The sequence below is a fragment of the Streptomyces sp. UF-297 genome (genome assembly GCF_058245575.1).
Genome location: NZ_JBSIBZ010000016.1, coordinates 37906 through 55535, shown reverse-complemented (window position 1 = coordinate 55535; position 17630 = coordinate 37906). Strand labels below are relative to the sequence as shown.

The 17630-nt window shown below is 72.7% G+C and carries 13 protein-coding genes and 1 tRNA gene; 4 read left to right on the top strand and 10 right to left on the bottom strand.

Going from position 1 to position 17630, the window contains the following annotated elements; translation table 11 throughout:
- The first annotated feature begins 43 nt into the window (after positions 1 to 43).
- The gene (locus tag AC4IJH_RS12310; protein ID WP_490851663.1) at positions 44 to 1651 is read left to right on the top strand and encodes a hypothetical protein; all 1608 of its coding nucleotides are present in this window, start codon (positions 44 to 46) and stop codon (positions 1649 to 1651) included.
- A gap of 88 nt (positions 1652 to 1739) precedes the next feature.
- Positions 1740 to 1811, top strand: a tRNA-Cys gene (locus tag AC4IJH_RS12305).
- 150 nt (positions 1812 to 1961) lie between these two features.
- On the opposite strand, the gene AC4IJH_RS12300 is transcribed toward AC4IJH_RS12305, so the two are convergent.
- The 8 genes from AC4IJH_RS12300 to AC4IJH_RS12265 all read right to left on the bottom strand — a co-directional run bounded on the left by AC4IJH_RS12300 (position 1962) and on the right by AC4IJH_RS12265 (position 13936).
- On the bottom strand, positions 1962 to 3077 hold the full coding sequence (locus tag AC4IJH_RS12300) for an SUKH-4 family immunity protein (RefSeq protein ID WP_490851662.1): 1116 nt from the start codon (positions 3075 to 3077) through the stop codon (positions 1962 to 1964).
- 126 nt (positions 3078 to 3203) lie between these two features.
- Positions 3204 to 5525 carry a xanthine dehydrogenase family protein molybdopterin-binding subunit gene (locus AC4IJH_RS12295; protein ID WP_490851661.1) on the bottom strand — a complete coding sequence of 774 codons (2322 nt, stop codon included), beginning with the start codon at positions 5523 to 5525 and terminating at the stop codon, positions 3204 to 3206.
- Entirely contained in the window at positions 5522 to 7876 is a 2355-nt protein-coding gene (locus AC4IJH_RS12290; protein ID WP_490851660.1) for a 2Fe-2S iron-sulfur cluster-binding protein, read from the bottom strand. The genes AC4IJH_RS12295 and AC4IJH_RS12290 overlap by 4 nt, the downstream gene beginning before the upstream one ends.
- Entirely contained in the window at positions 7873 to 8769 is an 897-nt protein-coding gene (locus tag AC4IJH_RS12285) for an FAD binding domain-containing protein (protein ID WP_490851659.1), read from the bottom strand. The genes AC4IJH_RS12290 and AC4IJH_RS12285 overlap by 4 nt, the downstream gene beginning before the upstream one ends.
- A 369-nt stretch (positions 8770 to 9138) precedes the next feature.
- Complete coding sequence (locus AC4IJH_RS12280; protein ID WP_490851731.1) at positions 9139 to 10764, bottom strand: beta-N-acetylhexosaminidase; 1626 nt, start codon at positions 10762 to 10764, stop codon at positions 9139 to 9141.
- An 18-nt stretch (positions 10765 to 10782) separates the two neighbouring features.
- Positions 10783 to 11643 (bottom strand): carbohydrate ABC transporter permease, encoded by an 861-nt coding sequence (locus tag AC4IJH_RS12275; protein ID WP_490851730.1) that lies wholly within the window; start codon positions 11641 to 11643, stop codon positions 10783 to 10785.
- 5 nt (positions 11644 to 11648) lie between these two features.
- Positions 11649 to 12641 (bottom strand): carbohydrate ABC transporter permease, encoded by a 993-nt coding sequence (locus tag AC4IJH_RS12270; RefSeq protein ID WP_490851658.1) that lies wholly within the window; start codon positions 12639 to 12641, stop codon positions 11649 to 11651.
- Positions 12638 to 13936, bottom strand: coding sequence for an extracellular solute-binding protein (locus AC4IJH_RS12265; RefSeq protein WP_490851657.1), 1299 nt, complete (start codon positions 13934 to 13936; stop codon positions 12638 to 12640). The genes AC4IJH_RS12270 and AC4IJH_RS12265 overlap by 4 nt, the downstream gene beginning before the upstream one ends.
- Before the next feature lie 375 nt (positions 13937 to 14311).
- Between AC4IJH_RS12265 and AC4IJH_RS12260 the strand changes: the two genes are divergently transcribed.
- The gene (locus AC4IJH_RS12260; RefSeq protein WP_490851656.1) at positions 14312 to 14755 is read left to right on the top strand and encodes an SSI family serine proteinase inhibitor; all 444 of its coding nucleotides are present in this window, start codon (positions 14312 to 14314) and stop codon (positions 14753 to 14755) included.
- A gap of 212 nt (positions 14756 to 14967) precedes the next feature.
- Here the strand turns inward: AC4IJH_RS12260 and AC4IJH_RS12255 are convergent, their stop codons facing one another.
- Together AC4IJH_RS12255 and AC4IJH_RS12250 are read right to left on the bottom strand one after the other, a co-directional pair.
- Positions 14968 to 15261 (bottom strand): DUF3039 domain-containing protein, encoded by a 294-nt coding sequence (locus tag AC4IJH_RS12255; RefSeq protein WP_490851655.1) that lies wholly within the window; start codon positions 15259 to 15261, stop codon positions 14968 to 14970.
- Positions 15248 to 16429, bottom strand: coding sequence for an MFS transporter (locus AC4IJH_RS12250; protein ID WP_490851729.1), 1182 nt, complete (start codon positions 16427 to 16429; stop codon positions 15248 to 15250). Before AC4IJH_RS12250 ends, AC4IJH_RS12255 begins: the two co-directional genes overlap by 14 nt.
- Before the next feature lie 200 nt (positions 16430 to 16629).
- On the opposite strand from AC4IJH_RS12250, the gene AC4IJH_RS12245 reads away from it, so the two are divergent.
- Positions 16630 to 17580: a LysR family transcriptional regulator gene (locus AC4IJH_RS12245; RefSeq protein ID WP_490851654.1), complete on the top strand. Its 951-nt coding sequence runs from the start codon at positions 16630 to 16632 to the stop codon at positions 17578 to 17580.
- The last annotated feature ends 50 nt before the right edge of the window (positions 17581 to 17630 follow it).

Below are 17630 nucleotides of genomic sequence, written 5' to 3'. Positions count from 1 at the left end.
GGCCTAGCCTCGTCGGCCGTCACCGACGGATGAGGTAACTCCCATGTCGTACCGGAGAGTTGGCGGGCGGGCGAGAGCGGCGATCGCGGCGGGGGCACTCGCGCTGCTGGCGGTCCTCGGGCCCGCGCAGGGCGCCCGGGCGGATTCCATCCCCAAGACGCCGGGGCATCGGCTGGTGCCGCAGTACGAGGGCGCCGCGGGTACGGCCCGGCCCCTGCCCGGGGATCAGGCGCCGCCGCAGCACCCGTACCTGGCACCCAACGGCCGGGCCGGGATGCACGGCGACGGCGCGAGCAGCGACACGCACCCCTATCCCGGGCCGCTGGGCGCCGGGCCCGCGGTGCGCAGCGAGCGGATGGCGGTGCTGGGCGGCGAGTGCGCCACGGTCACCTTCGACGCGGGCGGGCGGCTGCTGACGGTCTGCGGCACCTTCGAGGGGTTCCGGCTCAAGCTGCTGGATCCGCGCTCGCTGGCCACGCTCGCCGAGTACCGGCTGCCGCAGCGGCCCTCCAGCGTCGAGGCGATCACCCGGCTGGACTTCTCCAAGATCTTCAAGGACACCTCCGGCGGGGCGTACTTCTACCTCGACGACCAGGACCGGGTCGTCCTGGCCGACTCCCGCCAGCATGTGCTGCGCCTGGCGCACTCCCGTACGGCGGAGGGCAGTTGGCGGTTCACGGTCGTGGACGACTGGGATCTGACGCCGTACGTGCCGCACGACTGCGTCGGCTGGACCAACCTGTACCCCAAGGGCGACTGCGACCCGGTCACCTCCGTGCAGCCTGATTGGGACGGCCGGGTGTGGTGGGTGACCCGCAAGGGCCGGATCGGCACCATCGCGCCCGGCACCGGTGCGGTGCGCTCGGTGCGGCTGCCCGGCGAGGAGATCCAGAACAGCTTCTCCGCCGCCCGCGACGGCGTCTCGGTCGTCTCCGACCACGCCCTGTACAGCCTGCGCGCCGACGCGGACGGCACCCCGCGCGTCCAGTGGCGCGAGAGCTACGACCGCGGTACGGGCGGCAAGCCGGGCTCGGTCAGCCAGGGCTCGGGGACCACCCCGACCCTGCTGGGCACGGGCGGGCGGGAGTACGTCGCCATCACCGACAACGCGGACGACCGCATGCACGTCCTGGTCTACGACCGCGCGCCGTCCGCCGCCGACCGCCGCCTGGTGTGCAAGATCCCCGTCTTCGGCCCGGGCGCCTCCACGACGGACAACTCGCTGATCGGCTACGGCAACAGCCTGGTGGTCGAGAACAATTACGGCTACGAGAACGTCACCTCCCTGCTGGCCGGGAGGTCGGTGGCCGGCGGCGTCACCCGGATCGACATCCGCGCGGACGGCAGCGGCTGCGACGTGGTGTGGCAGAGCGCGGAACGCTCCCCCTCCACCGTCGCCAAACTCTCCACCGCCAACGGCCTGTTGTACTTCTACACCAAGGAGCCGAACCGCCTGGGCATCGACGCCTGGTACCTCACCGCCGTCGACTTCCGCACCGGCCGCACCCAGTTCAAGCAGCTCACCGGCACCGGTCCCGGCTACGACAACAGCTGGGCGCCGATCACCCTGGGCCCCGACGGCACGGCGTACGTCGGCGTCTTCAACGGCCTGCTCGCCGTACGCGACACCCCCCACTCCCCCGGACATTAACCCCGCATTGCAACCACATGGCAGCCCCGCACGCCCCCTTGCCACACCCCCCGCCCCGCGGCCTAAGGTCAGGACAACACCTCAACACGGCCGTGTGCCCGAGTGGCTCAGGGGCTCGCCTGCAAAGCGAGTTACGTCGGTTCGATTCCGATCACGGCCTCTGGCAAGCATCGTCCGGCGCGCCCCCGGCTGGGGGTTCGGGGGTTACCCCCCGGGAAAACACAGCGTCGGTTCGATTCCGATCACGGCCTCTGTGTGGGCTCCGTGAAGGCGGTCCCCACTTTCGTGGGGGCCGCCTTCGTGTTGGGGTCTACGGGGCTTCCAGTACGCCGGCCGACTCGTCGGCGAAGGTTTCCGGCCAGTAGCGCCAACTGGGGGTGGAGGCCGGGGTGGTGGTGACTTCGCAGGCGGTGGGGTCGGCGGTGCGCAGGACCTCGGTGGCGGTGGCGGCGAGGATGGGGTAGGTGGTGGCGCTGAGGGCGTAGTGGTCGTCCAGGGTCTGGACGGTGTGTATCAGCCACTGGGTGAAGGCGAGGGTGGAGACGTCGGTGTTGACCGGTTCCAGTTCCTCCTCGACGGCGAACCAGCCCAGTACGCGGCCGGTGGCGCCCTCCACGACCAGGTCGGCGTCCTCGACGAGGTAGCCCAGGCGCACCAGGCCCTCGGCGCCCTCCGGGAGGCGGCTGCCCTCGCCGTGGCGGGGGTCCTCGTCGTAGGCGTAGTACTCGGCCAGCGGGCGCAGCGGCTCGGCGCGGTCCAGGCGGAACATGCCGTCGTCCTCGGGCAGTCCGTGTTCCAGCAGGAAGCGGCGGGTGGGCGCGTGCGTGAGGGCGTCGGGGAGGTCCTTCTCCTCGAAGCGCACCACCGCGTCAGTGCCGAACGCGCGCTCCAGCATGCCGTCCGGCAGCGCGAGGCGCAGGCCGTCCTTGCCGGGCCCCGCGGCGTGGCTCAGCGGGCGCACCCGCGCCGCCACGCTCCAGAACGCCGAGACCCCGTCGGCGACCTCCAGCAGCTCGGGGTCGCACTCGGCCACCCTCTCCACCAGCAGAGCGGTCAGCCGGGACACCGCCTCGGGGCCGTAACGCCCCTTCAGAGGCGCGAACTCCCCCTCGCCCAGCCGGAACTCCTCCAGCGCCCCGCCGAGCGCGACCAGGGCGTCCAGGTCGGGCGCCAGCAGCTCCAACTCGCCGATTTCGGTGGGGTTCTCGTAGAACGTCGCCGTATGGACCAGTCCGGTGTCCCGGTCCAGCAGGACCTTCTCCTCCTCGTACCCCTCGACCCACACCCCGCCGATGATCACCATCGCCCCGACGCCGTCGGGCACCGCGCCGGGGTGCTCGGCGAAGCACTCCGCGACCGTCCGCAGCGGCCCCCGCACCGCCTCGTCGAACCGAATCAGCCCGCCGATGTCCTTCGGCAACCTCATGACGCATCCTCCCCGTTCCGGCACAACCTCCACCGATCAAGGACCCTACGCCCGACCACTGACAACGGAAGCGGCAAGGGGTAATTCCGGTCGGGGAGAGAGTGCGGCGCCCGGCCGGCGGCTTCCTTACGGCTGTGCCACCGCGGCCTGCGGACGGATCGGCAGGCGGCCCACCGGGCGGCCCGTGGCGGCGCGTACGGCCGAGGCGACCGCGGCCGGGGAGGTGACCACCGGGACCGCGCTGGCGGGTTTGGCGCCGAAGGGGGCGACCACGTCCCGTTCCTCGACCAGCTTGACGATGCGGATGTCGGGGGCGTCCAGGGCGGTGGGCAGGGCGTAGCCCGTCAGGTTGGGGTGGCGGACCACGCCGCGGGTGGTGCGCAGGTTCTCCATCAGGGCGGCGCCCAGGCCCTGGGTGACCCCGGCCTCGATACGGGCGCGCAGCTGGCGGGGGTTGAGGACGCGGCCCACGTCCTGGGCGACGCACATCTCCACGACCCGTACGGTGCCCAGCTCGATGTCGACGTCGGCGACGCAGCGCACCGCGCAGAAGGCCAGGCCCACGAAGGCGTCGCCCTGACCGGACTCGTCCAGCGGCTCGGTGGGGTGCGGGCGGCACTGGGCGGTGGCCCACAGCTCCTTGCCGTCCAGGGCCTCGGCGACCGTGGTGCTCAGCACGCCGTCGTAGGAGGTGATCTTGCCGTCGGCGATCTGGAGCAGCTCGGTGGACATGCCGAACTTGTGCGCCAGCGGCTGCAGGAGCTGCGTGCGGACCATCTTGGCGGCGCGTTCGACGGCGCCTCCGGAGACCCAGGTGTGGCGGCCGTGGCAGGCGGGGCCCGCGGGCGGCTGGTCGGTGTCGACGCCGGCCACATGGACCTCGTCGATACCCAGGGTCTCCTGGACGATCTGCCGGGCCAGGGTGGAGAAGCCCGCGCCGGTCTCGACCGCGGCGCAGATGACCGTGGCCACCGAGCCGTTGACCTTGACGGTGGCGGTGGAGACCTCGTCGGCGCCCTCCGCGCCGAGCATGTGCACCATGCCGAGCGCGTAGCCGACGCCGCGCCGTACCGCGCCCGGCTCGCCCGCGCCTTCCGGGCCGCCGGGCAGCAGCCACTCCTCCTCGGGGGTGTCCTTGGGGAGTTCGGGCAGCGGCTCGTCCCGGACGGCGCGCAGGAGTTCGGCGACGGGCGCGGGGCAGGTGACGGTCTGGCCGGTGGGCAGCAGGTCGCCGGTGGCCATCACGTTGCGCATCCGGAGCTCGGCGGGCTCCAGTCCCAACTGGGCGGCCAGCTTGTCCATTTGCCCCTCGTAGGCCGCGCAGACCTGGAGGGCGCCCTCGCCGCGCACATGGCCGGAGGGCGGGTTGTTGGTGCGCACCGCCCAGCCCTCGATGAAGGCGTGCGGGACGACGTACGGGCCGCAGGCGAAGGAGACCGCGGCGGCCAGGGCGTCGCTGGAGGTGTCCGCGTACGCGCCCGCGTCCATCAGGATCTGCGCCTCGACCTTGACCAACTTGCCCTCGGAGTCCGCGTGGTGACGGTATCTCAGCAGGGTGGGGTGGCGGTGGGTGTGCGAGAGGAAGGACTCCTCGCGGGTGGCGGCCAGCTTGACGGGGCAGCCGGTGCGCAACGCCAGCAGGCCGAGCGGGAGTTGGACGCCCGGGTCCTCGCGGTCGGCGGTGGCGCCGGGCACTCCGGTGACCACGACCTTGACCTGCTCGGGGGCCAGCCCGAAACAGGCGGCGGCCAGGTCGCGGTCGGTGTGCGGGTCGGTGGAGGCGGTGTAGATCTCCACGCCGCCGTCGGGGCGCGGCACGGCGAGCCCGGCCTCGGCGCCGATGGGGGCGGGGTCCTGGCGGCCGATGCGGTACAGGCCCTCCACGACGACCTCGCCGGTGGCCTCGGGGTCGCCGAAGCGCAGCGGGATGTGCCGGATCAGATTGCCGTCCGGGTGCAACGGCGCCGCCTCGAAGGCGAGTTGGGGGTCGGTGACCGGTTCGAGGACCTCGTACTCGACGGCGATGGCGGCGGCGGCGAGGCGGGCCGTGTCGGGGTGGTCGGCGGCGACCGCGGCGATCGGCTCGCCGTGGTGGCGGATGAGGTCCTTGGCGAAGACGGGGCGATCCGCGGTGCCGCGGCCGTGCCCGGCGTCCCCCGGTACGTCCTCGTGGGTGACGATGACCCGTACGCCCGGCATCTCCGCGGCGTGCTTGGTGTCGATGGACAGGATGCGGGCGTGCGGGTGCGGGGAGCGCAGGATCGCGGCCCACAGCAGGCCCTCGGCCCACAGGTCGGCGGCGTACGGGAAGGTGCCCTCGGCCTTCGCCGCCACGTCGACGGAGGGGAGCGAGGCGCCCAGGCCGTGCGGGGGCGGCTCCACCGGGGTCGGGGTCCCCGCTGCGGGGGTCGCGGTGACGGCTCCGGCGCCGTCGGACGTGCCGGTCATGCGGGACCTCCCGGCTGCGGATCGTCGGCCGGGCCGTGCGGGTGGTGGCCGTGGGGATGGGAGCCACGGCCGGGGGGGCCGTGGGGGCCGTCCAGGTCGGCGGGGCCGGCCTGGTGGGGGATGCGGGCGCCCTCGCGCGCCTCGGGGCCGGCCGGCTGGCCGGTCGCTTCGGACCCGGCGGCGGCTTCGGCCGCGGCGGCCCGGGACTGTACGACGTCGCGGACCGCGTCCAGCACACCTCGATAGCCGGAGCAGCGGCAGAGGTTGCCGCACAGGGCCTGCCGGGTCTCCAGCTCCGTGGGGGCGTGGTTGCCCTCCAGCAGGTCGTGGACGGTCATGGCCATGCCGGGTACGCAGAATCCGCACTGCACGGCGCCGGAGGCGGCCAGCGCGCACTGCACGTCGGAGGGCGCGCCGCCCTCGGCCAGGCCCTCGACCGTACGGACCTCGCTGCCCGCCGCGGTGGCGGCCGGCACCAGGCAGGAGGCGACCAGCCGCCCGTCGACCTGTACGGAGCAGGCCCCGCACTCGCCCTGCGAGCAGCCGTCCTTGGCCCCGGCCAGGCCGAGCCGCTCGCGCAGCACGTACAGCAGGGACTCGCCGATCCAGGCGTCGGTGACGGGGCGGTCGATGCCGTTGACGCGCAGGACGTAGGAGGCGTGGGGGCGTTCGGTGTACGGGTCCGGGGGCTCGACCGGTTCGACTGGCTCGATGGACTCGGCGCAATCGACCGGCTCGGCCGGGGTGGTCGGGGGTGCCGGTGCGGCGGGGGGTGCGAGGTCGGTGGGTGCGGCGGCTTCCAGGGACGCCGCTGCGGGGACGGCCGGGGCGCCCTCGGCCGTGACTGTGGGGGTTGCCGGGGCGTCCGGGGTGGCGGGGGCTTCTTCCGGGGTGGCGGCTTCCGGGACGCCAGGCGTGTCCGGGACGGCCGGTGCGGACGGGATGTCCACCCCGTCCGCGACAGCCGGATCATCCGGAACGGCCGGAGTGCCCGGTACATCCGCGGCGTCCGTGACCTCCGGCGCATCGGGCGCCTCGGGCGTCAGCCCGTCAGGCCCCTGAACATCCCCAGTTCCCGCCTGCGCAACGGGAGTTGCGGCATCGGCGTGATCAGCGTGGTCGACGCCGTGCGCCGCGCCCTCACCTTCGTCGGCGACGGGCGGCGGCGCCACGTCCGTGCCCGCAGCCGTATCCGTACCCACCGCGAAGGGGTCCCCGGCGAAGCGGTCTCCCGCGAGGGGGTCGCCCGGCGGATCGCCGACGCCGCCGAGCACGAACTCCCCGGAGTGGTCGGCGAGCTCATCGCCCGCCACGGGGATGCGCCACTGCCCCGTCGCGGCCGACGGGTCCCCGGCCGGCTGCGGCGGCGGCACGTCGGACGGCGGGGCCTGCTCGGTGGGCAGCGTCCACTGCCCGGTGGCCTCGAAGGGCAGCGACCAGTGGCCGGTCGCACCCGGCTGCGGCGCCTGCTCGGCGGGGGCCTCGCTCTGCGCGCCCGCGGTGCCGTGCGGCGCGGTCTGCTCGGGGCCGGGGCTCAACAGGCCATGGGCGTGGGAGAGTTCGGCCGCGCTGACCGTGCCGCGGCCCGGTTCCTCGTACGGGGGCGCCGGGTGGCCGGTGGCGGCGTGCGACTCGGCCGGGAAGGTCCACTGTCCGGTCAGGGCGGGGTCGGGAGCGGCAGGCGTGCCCGCGGCGCTGCCGTACGCGCCCGGGTGGCCGCCTGCCGGCGCGCCCGTACGGCCGTCGCCGACCAGGTACTCCCCCGACTCCTCCAGGGCCTCGTCGGGGACGGCGGGGATCGACCACTGTCCCGTGCCGCCGTCGCCGCTGCCGGGCGCGGGCCACTGGCCCGTACCGCCGTCGGTGCTCGCGGGCCACGCGGCGTCCGCGCCCACGGGGGGCCGGTCGGCCAAGGGCGCGGCGCCCTGCGGCGCCTGGCCGGACTGCGCGAAGGGCATGGTCCACTGCCCGGCCGCCGACGGGTCCGCGCCCGCCCCGGGGGCGGCGTAGGACGCCGGGTCCGGGAAGGAGGACGGCGGGGTGTAGCCGTGGCCGGGGGCCGCGAGCGGGTCGCCGCCCGGGCCGTCCAGGGGGTCGCCGGAGGGGTTCAACGGGCCGCCGTAGCCCGTCATCAGGCCCTCGGGGAGCTGGACGAAGGCCGTGGCGTCGGCGTCGTACTCGCCGCCCTGCGGCAGCGGCTCCCACCCCTGCCCGGGCTGCTGCGGCTGCTGGTGCTGCCGCGGCCGCCGGGGGGAGTCCAGCTGCGTCAGCCGCAGCGGCTGGGTCTCCTCCGCCGAGCGCGGCTGCGCAGCGGGAGGCTGCTGGGGGTTTGCGTTGTCGGCGTCACTCACGAGAGCGCCCTCCCAAGTGCTCGGCGGGCCAGGGCTGCCACCGTACGACGCAGGTGCCGGGCGGCCGGCGGCAGGGCGGCCGGCTCGGCGCCGTCCAGCGGCGGCTCCGGGTCCGGGATGCAGGCGGCGGCCACGTACTCGCCGAAGGCCGTCAGTGCCTCGGGCACCACGACGCGCTCGCCGTCCCAGTCGATCAGCGCGGAGACCCACTGCTCGGCCTCCAGGGGCCGCAGCGGCATGGTGGCCACCGCGCCGACCGCGCAGCGCACCTCGCGCCGCGCCGGGTCCAGGACGAGGGCCACCGAGGCCATCGCGCGGCCGGGGCCGGTGCGCCCGGTGGCCTTCAGAAAGGTCTGCGGGGCGTGCAGCAGCGGCACCCGTACGTAGCCGACGAGTTCGGCGGGGCGCAGCATCTCGCGCCCGGCCAGCAGGTGGCTCACCGGGATCTCGCGCCTGGCTCCCGCGGGGCCCGCGATGACCAGCGTCGCCTCCAGGGCGGCCAGCACGGGCAGGGTGTCGCCGGTGGGCGCGGAGGTGACGATGTTGCCGCCGAGCGTCCCGGCGTTGCGGATCTGCGGGGGGCCCGCGGCGCGGGCGGCGGCGGCCAGGCCCGGGATGAGGGCCGCGAAGTCGGGCCGTCCCATACGGGCGAGGGTCAGGCCCGCGCCGAGCAGCGCGTGGCCGTCCTGGTACTGCCAGCCGCGGATCTCGCTGATCCGGCCGAGGCCGACCAGGCCCGCGGGTCTGAGGAGTCCGGAGTTGACTGCGGCCATCAGGTCGGTGCCGCCGGCGACGGGCACGGCGGCGGGCATGGCGGAAAGTGCCGCCACTGCCTCGTCGAGCGAGGCCGGCAACGTCACCGAATGCGACGCCTGCGGTGCGTGCGTGGTCAACCCAGCTGCCCCTTCCCCGGTGTCCCGGCTGTTCCGCTCCGCCGTACGGTACGTGCTCACGGCCCGGACGTGGCAACTCTGGCACATCTTCGCAGGCCTGCGGCGAGAGGGTGCGCGAACCGACGATCCATCCCCGACCTGATGGATGGTGCGCATTCGCGCGCCGACTCCCAAGAGCGGCGATTGCCACCCTTGGGAGCCCTTGGGCACACCCGGCGCGACTGGCCGTATTCGCGGTGGCTCGTGCCATTTATGGCACTTGGGCCGCTATGACCCCTGCCCCGCTCACGGCGGTGCCGCGCTCACGGCTCGGCGTGGGGAACACCGTCCCAGGCCCGCGGCGGGCGGACGGTCACCTTCCGCCTCGGCTCACACGTTTGGGGGCGCCCCCTCGATCGGGCGTCCGAGCAAGCCGGGGCGCTGCTGCCACGGACGGGGGCCGCCCGGCGGACGGTAGGCGACGCCCAGGGCGTCCAGCCGGGCGTAGTGGGCGCCCATCCGCCGGTCGAAGTCCGCGTAGTCGCGCTCCTGGGGCGCCGGCAGCGTGGACCAGGCGACCTCGGCGAAGGCCACCAGCCGGGGGAAGGCCTGGTAGTCCACCCGCTGCTGGCTCTCCATGACCTCGGTCCAGATGTTGGCCTGGGTGCCCAGGACGCGCGCGGCCTGTTCGTCCGTCAGCTGCGGGGGTACGGGCTCGAAGCGGTAGACGTCCTCCAGGGTCCGTACGAAGCCGATCGGCACCGGCTCGTCCTCGCCGGGGGCCTGACGGTGGTCCAGATACACCTGCTGCTCGGGGCACATGATGACGTCGTGGCCCGACTGGGCCGCCGCGATGCCGCCCGCGTAGCCGCGCCAGGAGGAGACCGTGGCGCCCGGTGCCAGCCCGCCCTCCAGGATCTCGTCCCAGCCGATCAGGCGGCGCCCGCGCTCGGTCAGCCAGCTGTCGAAGTGCCGGATGAACCAGCTCTGCAGCCCGTCCTCGTCCCCCACCCCCAGCTCCTTGATGCGGGCCTGGGCGAGCGGCGAGGCCTTCCACTGGTCCTTGGGGCACTCGTCGCCGCCCATGTGGATGAAGCGCGACGGGAAGAGCTCCAGGACCTCCTCCAGTACGCCCTCGTAGAAGCGCAGGGCGTTGTCAGTGGGCGCGAGTACGTTGGGGTTGACGCCCCAGGTGTCCCAGACCTTCAGGGAGTTGGTGTCGATGACGTCGGTGTTGCCGAGCTCGGGGTATGCCGCGATGGCGGCCTGCGAGTGCCCGGGGATGTCGATCTCGGGGACGACGCTGATATGCCGGGCGTGGGCGTAGGCGACGATCTCGCGGATGTCGTCCTGGGTGTAGAAGCCGCCGTGCGGGCGGTCGTCCCACAGGGGCGAGGCGCGGTGGCCCAGCTTCGTGCGCTCCCGCCAGGCACCCACCTCGGTCAGCTTCGGGTAGCGCTTGATCTCGATGCGCCAGCCCTGGTCGTCGGTGAGGTGGAAGTGCAGCACGTTCAGCTTGTGGGCGGCGAGCAGGTCGATGTAGCGCAGCACGCCGTCCTTGGGCATGAAGTGCCGTGAGACGTCCAGCATCGTGCCGCGCCAGCCGAAGCGGGGCGCGTCCTGGACGGTGACCGCCGGCACGACGGCCGCGGCTCCGGGCAGCGGCGCCCGCCGGTAGGCCTCGGCGCCCAGCAGCTGACGCAGCGTCTGCGCCCCCCAGAAGACGCCGGGCGCGGCGCCGCCGGTGATCCGTACGCCGCTCCCCGGGGAGACGAAGAGCCGGTAGCCCTCGGCGGGCAGCGTCTCGTCGAGGGCCAGCGCGATGACCTCGCCGCCGCCCGTGTCCGTACCCGGCGGCAGCTGGAGTCCGTACGCCGCGCCGACCGTGGCCCGCAGCCAGCTCGCCACCCCTTCGGTGCCGGGGGCGGCGGCCAGCGCGGTGTCCACTGCCAGGGTCACCCCGGAGCCCGAGCGCCGCTCGAACTGGCGCGGCGCGGGTATCAGGTCCGTGTCCATCACTGTCATGGCGTCAGATCAGTCCTTCACCGCGCCGCCGAGCCCCGAGACGAGGCGGCGCTGTACGAGTACGAAGAAGACCAGTACGGGGATGGTCATTACGGTCGATGCTGCCATGATCCCGCCCCAGTCGTTCTCGTCCGGCTTGAAGAAGACCAGCAGGGCCATGGGGAGGGTGGAGTTCTCGGTGGCGCTGATGATGAACGACTTCGCGAACAGGAAGTCGTTCCAGGTGGAGATGAAGGAGAAGACGCTGGTGGCGACGAGGCCGGGGAAGACCAGCGGGAAGAGGATCTGCCACAGGAAGCGGGTGCGGGAGGCGCCGTCGATATAGGCGGCCTCCTCCAGCGCCTCGGGCACCGCCTTGACGAAGCCGCGCAGCATCCAGATCGCGAAGGGCAGCGAGAAGGCCAGGTGCGGCAGGATCAGGGAGCCGAGGGTGTTCAGGCCGATGCCGGGGACGGCGTCGCCCACGTCCCGCATCAGGAAGAACAGCGGGATGGTCAGGGCCTCCACCGGCACCATCTGGGCGACCAGGAACATCACCAGCAGCGTCGTGCGGAAGCGGAAGTTGAAGCGGGTCACGGCGGTGGCCGCCAGGAAGGCGATCAGCGCGGAGGCGATGACGACGACGGCCGCGACGAAGAGGCTGTTGAGGAAGTAGCGCCCGAAGTCCTGCTGGTCGAAGACGCGGCGGAAGGCGTCCAGGGACGGATTGAGGGTCCAGGGGCGCGGGGAGGTGGACTGGACCTCGCCGGCCGGTTTGAAGGCGGAGAGGACCATCCAGTACAGCGGGAAGGCGACGGCGGCGGCGATCAGGAACGCCCCGGCCTCGGCGGCCAGCCGCCAGGGTCGGCGCACGCGCAGCCTGGTGCTGATGAAGCTCACAGTTTCTCCCCCTGGCGGCGCAGCAGTCGCAGATAGACCAGGGTCACCACGAGCAGGATCAGCAGCATCACGACGCCGATCGCGGACCCGAGGCTGTACTGGGAGGACGCGAACGCCTTTTGGTACGCATAGACATTGAGCGTGAGGTTCTGGCCGGCGATGCCGCCGCCGTTGGTCATCACGTAGATCTGGGTGAAGACCTTGAAGTCCCAGATGACGGACTGGATGGTGACCACGACCAGGATCGGGCGGAGCATCGGCGCCAGCACGCTGCGCCAGATCCGCCACTGCGAGGCGCCGTCCAGCGACGCGGCCTCCAGCACCTCGCCGGGGACGGCCTTGATGCCCGCGTACACGGTGACCATCACGAACGGGAAGGAGCACCAGACCACTTCGAACAGGACCAGGGCGAAGGCGCTGAAGCGGTCGTAGGTCCAGGAGAAGTCCTGGAAGCCGGACAGGCCCAGGAACGTCAGCACCTTGTTGACCGGGCCGAAGTCCGCGTCGAAGAGGAAGACCCAGACGGTGGAGCCGGTGATGGCGGGGGTGGCCCAGGCGCCCATCGCCGCGAGCATCAGCGCCAGGCGGGGCAGCGCCCGGATGCGGGTGAGCAGCACCGCCAGCGCGCAGCCGACGACGAGGGTGGAGATGACACAGGCCGCCGCGAACAGGACGGTGGCCAGCAGCACCTGCCAGAACTGCGCGTCGCCGAAGAGCGCGGCGTAGTTGCCAAGGCCCTGGAAGCTGGTGGGTTCGCCGCCGCTGACCTGTGCCTGGGTGTATTCGAGGAACGAGATCAGGCCGAGCTGGTAGATGGGGTAGATCAGCAGGCCGCCGAGGACCACGAGCGCGGGGAGCAGATAGAGCCAGGGCGTCCAGCCGCTCCCGCGCCGCGAGGGGCGGCGCCGGGAGCCGTTGGCGGGCGCGCTGTCCTTGCGTGCGCCCCCGCGCCGCGCCGGTGCCGGTGCGGCCGTCACGTCGTGTGTCACTTGCGGAAGGCCTCGTCCATCTTTTTCGCGGCGGCGTCGGCGGCGTCGTCGACGTTCTTACGGCCGCTGGCGATCTCCTGGAACATGGTGGGGAGCACGAGCGAGGCGTCGATGGACGCCCAGCCGGGCGTGGCGGGGACGAACTTGGCCCCGGCGTCCAGGGTCTTGACAAAGGGCTCGACGAACGGCTGCTTCTTGGCCGCCTCGGTGCGTACGTCGGTGAAGGTGGGCAGGAAGCCCATCGCCTCGAAGAGGCCGCGCTGGGTGTCCTTGCCGGCCAGCTGCTTCATCAGGTCGACGGCCAGCGTGCGGTGCGAACTGCTCTTGAGGACACCGATGTTGTTGCCGCCCGCGAAGGCCGGGGCGATCTCGTTCTTCTTCACGCCGGGCAGCGGGACCACCGCGTACTTGCCCTTGACCTTGCCGTCCTCCATGGCCTGGTGGCTGAAGTCGCCGCCGATGGCCATGCCGGCCTTGCCCGCGGCGAAGGCGGCGACGGTCTCGTTGCCGGTCATGTCCGCGCACTTGGCGGCCGGGCAGTTGTCGTCGCCGAACAGGCCGGTGTAGGCCTCGATGCCCTTCTTGGCCTTGGCGTCGTTGATGGCGGAGGTGTACGTTCCGCCCTTCTCGGTGGCCAGTTCGCCGCCGTTGGACCAGATGAAGGGCATCGCGCCGTAGGTGTACGCGCCGCCGACCGCGAGGCCGTACAGCTCGGGCTTCTCCTTGCGGATCTTCTTGGCGGCCGCGACGACCTCGTCCTGGGTGGTGGGGACCGCCAGGCCCAACTCCTTGAAGACATCGGTGCGGTAGTACAGCGCGCGCACGCCGACGAAGAGGGGGGCGCCGTAGACCTTGCCGTCCACCGTCACCGACTGCTTGGCGGTGGCGTCGGTGTTCTTGGCATCCGGCCAGGCGGCGAACTCCTTGCTCACATCGGCCAGTCCGCCGTCCTTGACGTATCCGGCGGTGTCGGTGTTCCCGTACTCGATCACATCGGGCGCGCTCTTGGGGTCGTTGAACGCGGCCTTGATCTTCTGGGCGCGGGTCTCGATCGGTATGTAGTCGACATTGACCGTGACGTCCTTGTGCTGGGCCTTGAAGGCCTCGACGGCCTTCTGGACCACCTTCTCCTTCGGCTTGTTGTTGACCTCCTGGAAGAGCCAGACGCGCAGCGTTCCGGTCTTGGCGTCCCCCTTTGCGCTGTTGTCGGAGGTGGACGGCGCACAGGCAGTGGCGGTGAGCCCGGCCAGCACAAGTGCCGCTGCCGAGGCGGCAATTCGGGCAGATCGCTGCATTGAGGGACCCCTCCGGTGTCGACGTTGCAGCATACGCAACGAACGTTTCGCGCTGCACAATTTCCAGGAGGCTATGGGGCGTTGCCCGTCGCCACAAGGGTCGACGAGAGGTCTCAACCACTCCGTGATCAGTGGGCGCATCCCGCGCAACGGCCGTCAGGTGGCGGCGTACAGCAAGAAACCCGGGGTGAGCTCGGTGCGCACCCCGGGGTGAGCCCGGTGCGTACTCGGGGTGCGTTCGGGGCACGCTCGGGGGTTTTCAGCCGGACATCGCACGACACGCCGCATATGCCCTGCATGCGGCTCTTCGGCGCCAAAGGTCGCTATCTATGGGGCAAGTTCCCGCTTTTCACGCCGAATCGAAGGAATTGCCCGATGCGTTCCAGATCGCTCCGAGCCACCCTGATCGCCGTCACCGCCCTGGGACTGCTCCCCCTCGCCGCCGCCCCGGCGTCCGCGACGCCCAAGCCCGAGGGCCCCCTGGGCAAGGTGACCATCACCGTCCACCAGGGCGAGGACTCCACCGGCAAGGTGCTGGACTCCGCCAAGCTCAACTGCTTCCCCATGCGCGGCAGCACCCACCCGCGCCCATACCTGAGCTGCTACAAGCTGATGCGGGCGGGCGGCGACTTCGCCAAGCTCAAGCCCGCGAGCCGGCCGTGCACGCTGGACTACCGGCCGGTGACCGTCGTCGCGCACGGCACCTGGAAGGGGCAGCTCACCGGGTTCGCGCGCACGTACGGCAACCGGTGTGCGGCGCACGCCGAGAGCGGCGATGTGTTCAACCTCAAGCCGTGGAAGAAGCGCTGGATGCACTGACGGTCCCCCCTCGCGCCGCGCCCACGCGAAAACGCCTGGCCCGCGCCCCTCGTTCGTGAGGGGTGCGGGCCAGGCGTTGTCGTGCGTGGCCGGGCGCTGCGGTTGCCGTACGCGGCCAGGCGCTGCCGTACGCGGTCGTACGGTGTGCTGCGCAGTCGTACGCGGAGGCCGGGTGCCGGGCGGTACCGACCGCCACCGGCTGGGCCGAGCGGCTACTTCTTGCCGCCGTCCTTGCCGCCCTTGTCCTTGTCGCCACCGGCGCCCATGGACTCGTAGATCTCCTTGCACATGGGACAGACCGGGTACTTCTTCGGGTCGCGTCCCGGGACCCAGACCTTGCCGCACAGCGCGACGACAGGCGTGCCGTCGAGCGCGCTCGCCATGATCTTGTCCTTCTGGACGTAGTGGGCGAAGCGCTCGTGGTCGCCGTCGCCGTTCGACACCTGCGGCGTCGGCTCTACGAGGGTCCCCGTACCTGCCCCGCGCTCGGGCTCAAGAGTGCTCATAACTGCCAAGGGTACTCACGCGCGGGGCGTGCCGGGACCGGTGGCCCGTGGCCAGGTGGAGCACCAGGCCCAGCGCCGCCACCCCGGCAGCCGCCCACGGCAGGGCGCGCGGCGCGATCCCCGCCGAGAGCGCCAGCCCGCCCAGCGCGGAGCCGATCGCGCTGCCCAGGTAGAGGGCGGAGTTGTTCAGCGCCAGGGCGACCGTGCCGCGGTCGCTGCGCAGCGCGAGCAGCCGGTGCTGCTGGGGCACCTGGAGGGCCCAGCCCGCCGCGCCCCACACCACCAGGGCCCCGGCCGCGGCGGGCAGCGCCGCGGCGGTGAGCGTGGGCAGCAGGGCCTGTGCGAGGACGATGGCCGCCAGTACGGCGCCGACCAGGGCCCGCGCCCTGCCCCAGCGGTCCACCAGGGGGCCCGCCGCGACGCTGCCCAGCACCCCGCCGATGCCCCAGGCCCACAGGTACGGGGCCACCTCGCCGACGCCGCCCGCCGATTCCAGGACCGGCGCGAGGTAGGTGTACAGGCCCAGGCTGGCCACCGCGGCGAGGAAGGAGACGCCGACGACCGGGGCCACCGCGCGGTCGGCGATCGCCGCCAGGCGGGCGCGTACGGGGACGGGCGGATCGGCGGGGACCTGCGGCAGCAGCGCCGCGAGCCCGGCCAGTGCGAGTGCGCCCAGCGCCGTGACCAGCCACATCGTGGAGCGCCAGCCGGTGTGCTCGGCCAGCAGCACGCCGAGTGGGACGCCCAGCACGGTGCCCGTGCTCATCCCGCCCATGATCAGCGCGAGTGCGCGGCCGCGGCGCTGCGGCGGTACGAGCGAGGAGGCCGCGGCCGTGGACAGCGCCGAGTAGACGCCGGCGCCGGCGCCCGCGAGCACCCGGGAGAGCAGCAGGGCCGTCAGGGTGGGGGCCAGTGCGGTGACGGCGTTGCCGAGGGTGAACAGGGCCAGCGCGGCAATGATCAGCAGCCTGGGGCGCAGGCCGGAGAGCAGGCCCGCCACCAGTGGCGCGGATATGGCGTACGCGAGGGTGAAGACGGTGACCATCTGTCCGGCCAGGGACACCGTCGTACCCAGGTCCGCGGCGACGACGGGCAGCAGTCCTGCCATCACGTACGCGTCCAGGCCCAGGGTGAACGCACCCAGGGCCAGCAGCCAGACGTTGCGCACTGTGCTCAACTCCCAAGATCTTTTGCGGTTGTCGGGGGGCTGCCGGGGTGGGGGCCTGGGGCGAGGGTCCGCGGGTGGTTACCCGGGTCCGGGTGCCGGAGGGCCGGGCGTCGATCGGCAGCGGGTGGAAACGTAGGGAGTCTCCGCATTGGCGGGAGGGGAGGGAAATGCCGGTGCGGGGGCATTTATGCTCGGGCGGCATGAGTGGTGTGGGTGGCATGAGTGGTGTGGGTGACGTGGGTGGTGGGTCCGGGGTGGTGCCGCTGGACGCGTTGGATGTGCTGGATGGGGTCGAGCTGCGTCATCTGCGGGGGTTTCTGGCTGTCGCCGAGGAGCGCAGCTTCACGCACGCCGCGGACCGGCTGCGCATCGGTCAGCCCGCACTGACGCGGACCGTACGCGCCCTGGAGGCGGCCCTGGGCACCCGCCTGCTGGACCGCACCACCCGGTACGTCGCTCTCACCGACGCCGGGCGGCGCCTGTACGAGGAGCTCGCGCCGCTGCTGCCCCGCCTGGCCGCCGCGCTGCGCTCACCCGCCGAACAGGCCGTACTGCGCCTGGGGTTCAGCGCTTTGCTGCCCGCCGCGTGCGCGCCGCTGACCGCGGCCTTCGAGGCGGCGACCGGGGCCGGGGTGCGGCTGGTCCGCAGTGATGCGCCGCTGGCGGGGCTGGACACCGGGGAGGCGGATATCGCCGTGCTGCGCGGCGACGTGCCGGCCGGTGCCACGCTGAGCACCGCGGTGCTGTTGCGGGAGCCGCGGGTGGCGGCGGTGGCGCGTACGGTTCCGGCCGCCCGTACGCAGGGCGACTTCGCCGGTGCGCTGGCCCGGCGGCGGGTGCTGGACTGGGACGAGCTGGCGGATCTGCCGCTGGTGGTCAACACCGTCACCGGTACGACCCGTCCGGAGCTGTGGCCGGAGGGCCGCCGGCCTCAACTGGCGTGCACCGCCGACAACTTCGACGAGTGGCTGGAGGCGGTGGCCGCCGGGCACGGGATCGGGGTGGCGCCGGCCTCGGTCGCCGAGCGCCACGCGCATGCGGGGATCCGCTACATCCGGCTGAAGAACGCGCCGCCGGTGACGGTGCGGCTGGCCGTTCCGGCGCGGGGGGCGCATCCGCTGGCCTCGCGCTTCATGGCGCTGTGCGGGTAGGAACCTTTACTTGAAAGTTCCAGTACGTTACGTTCGTCCGTGATCATTCG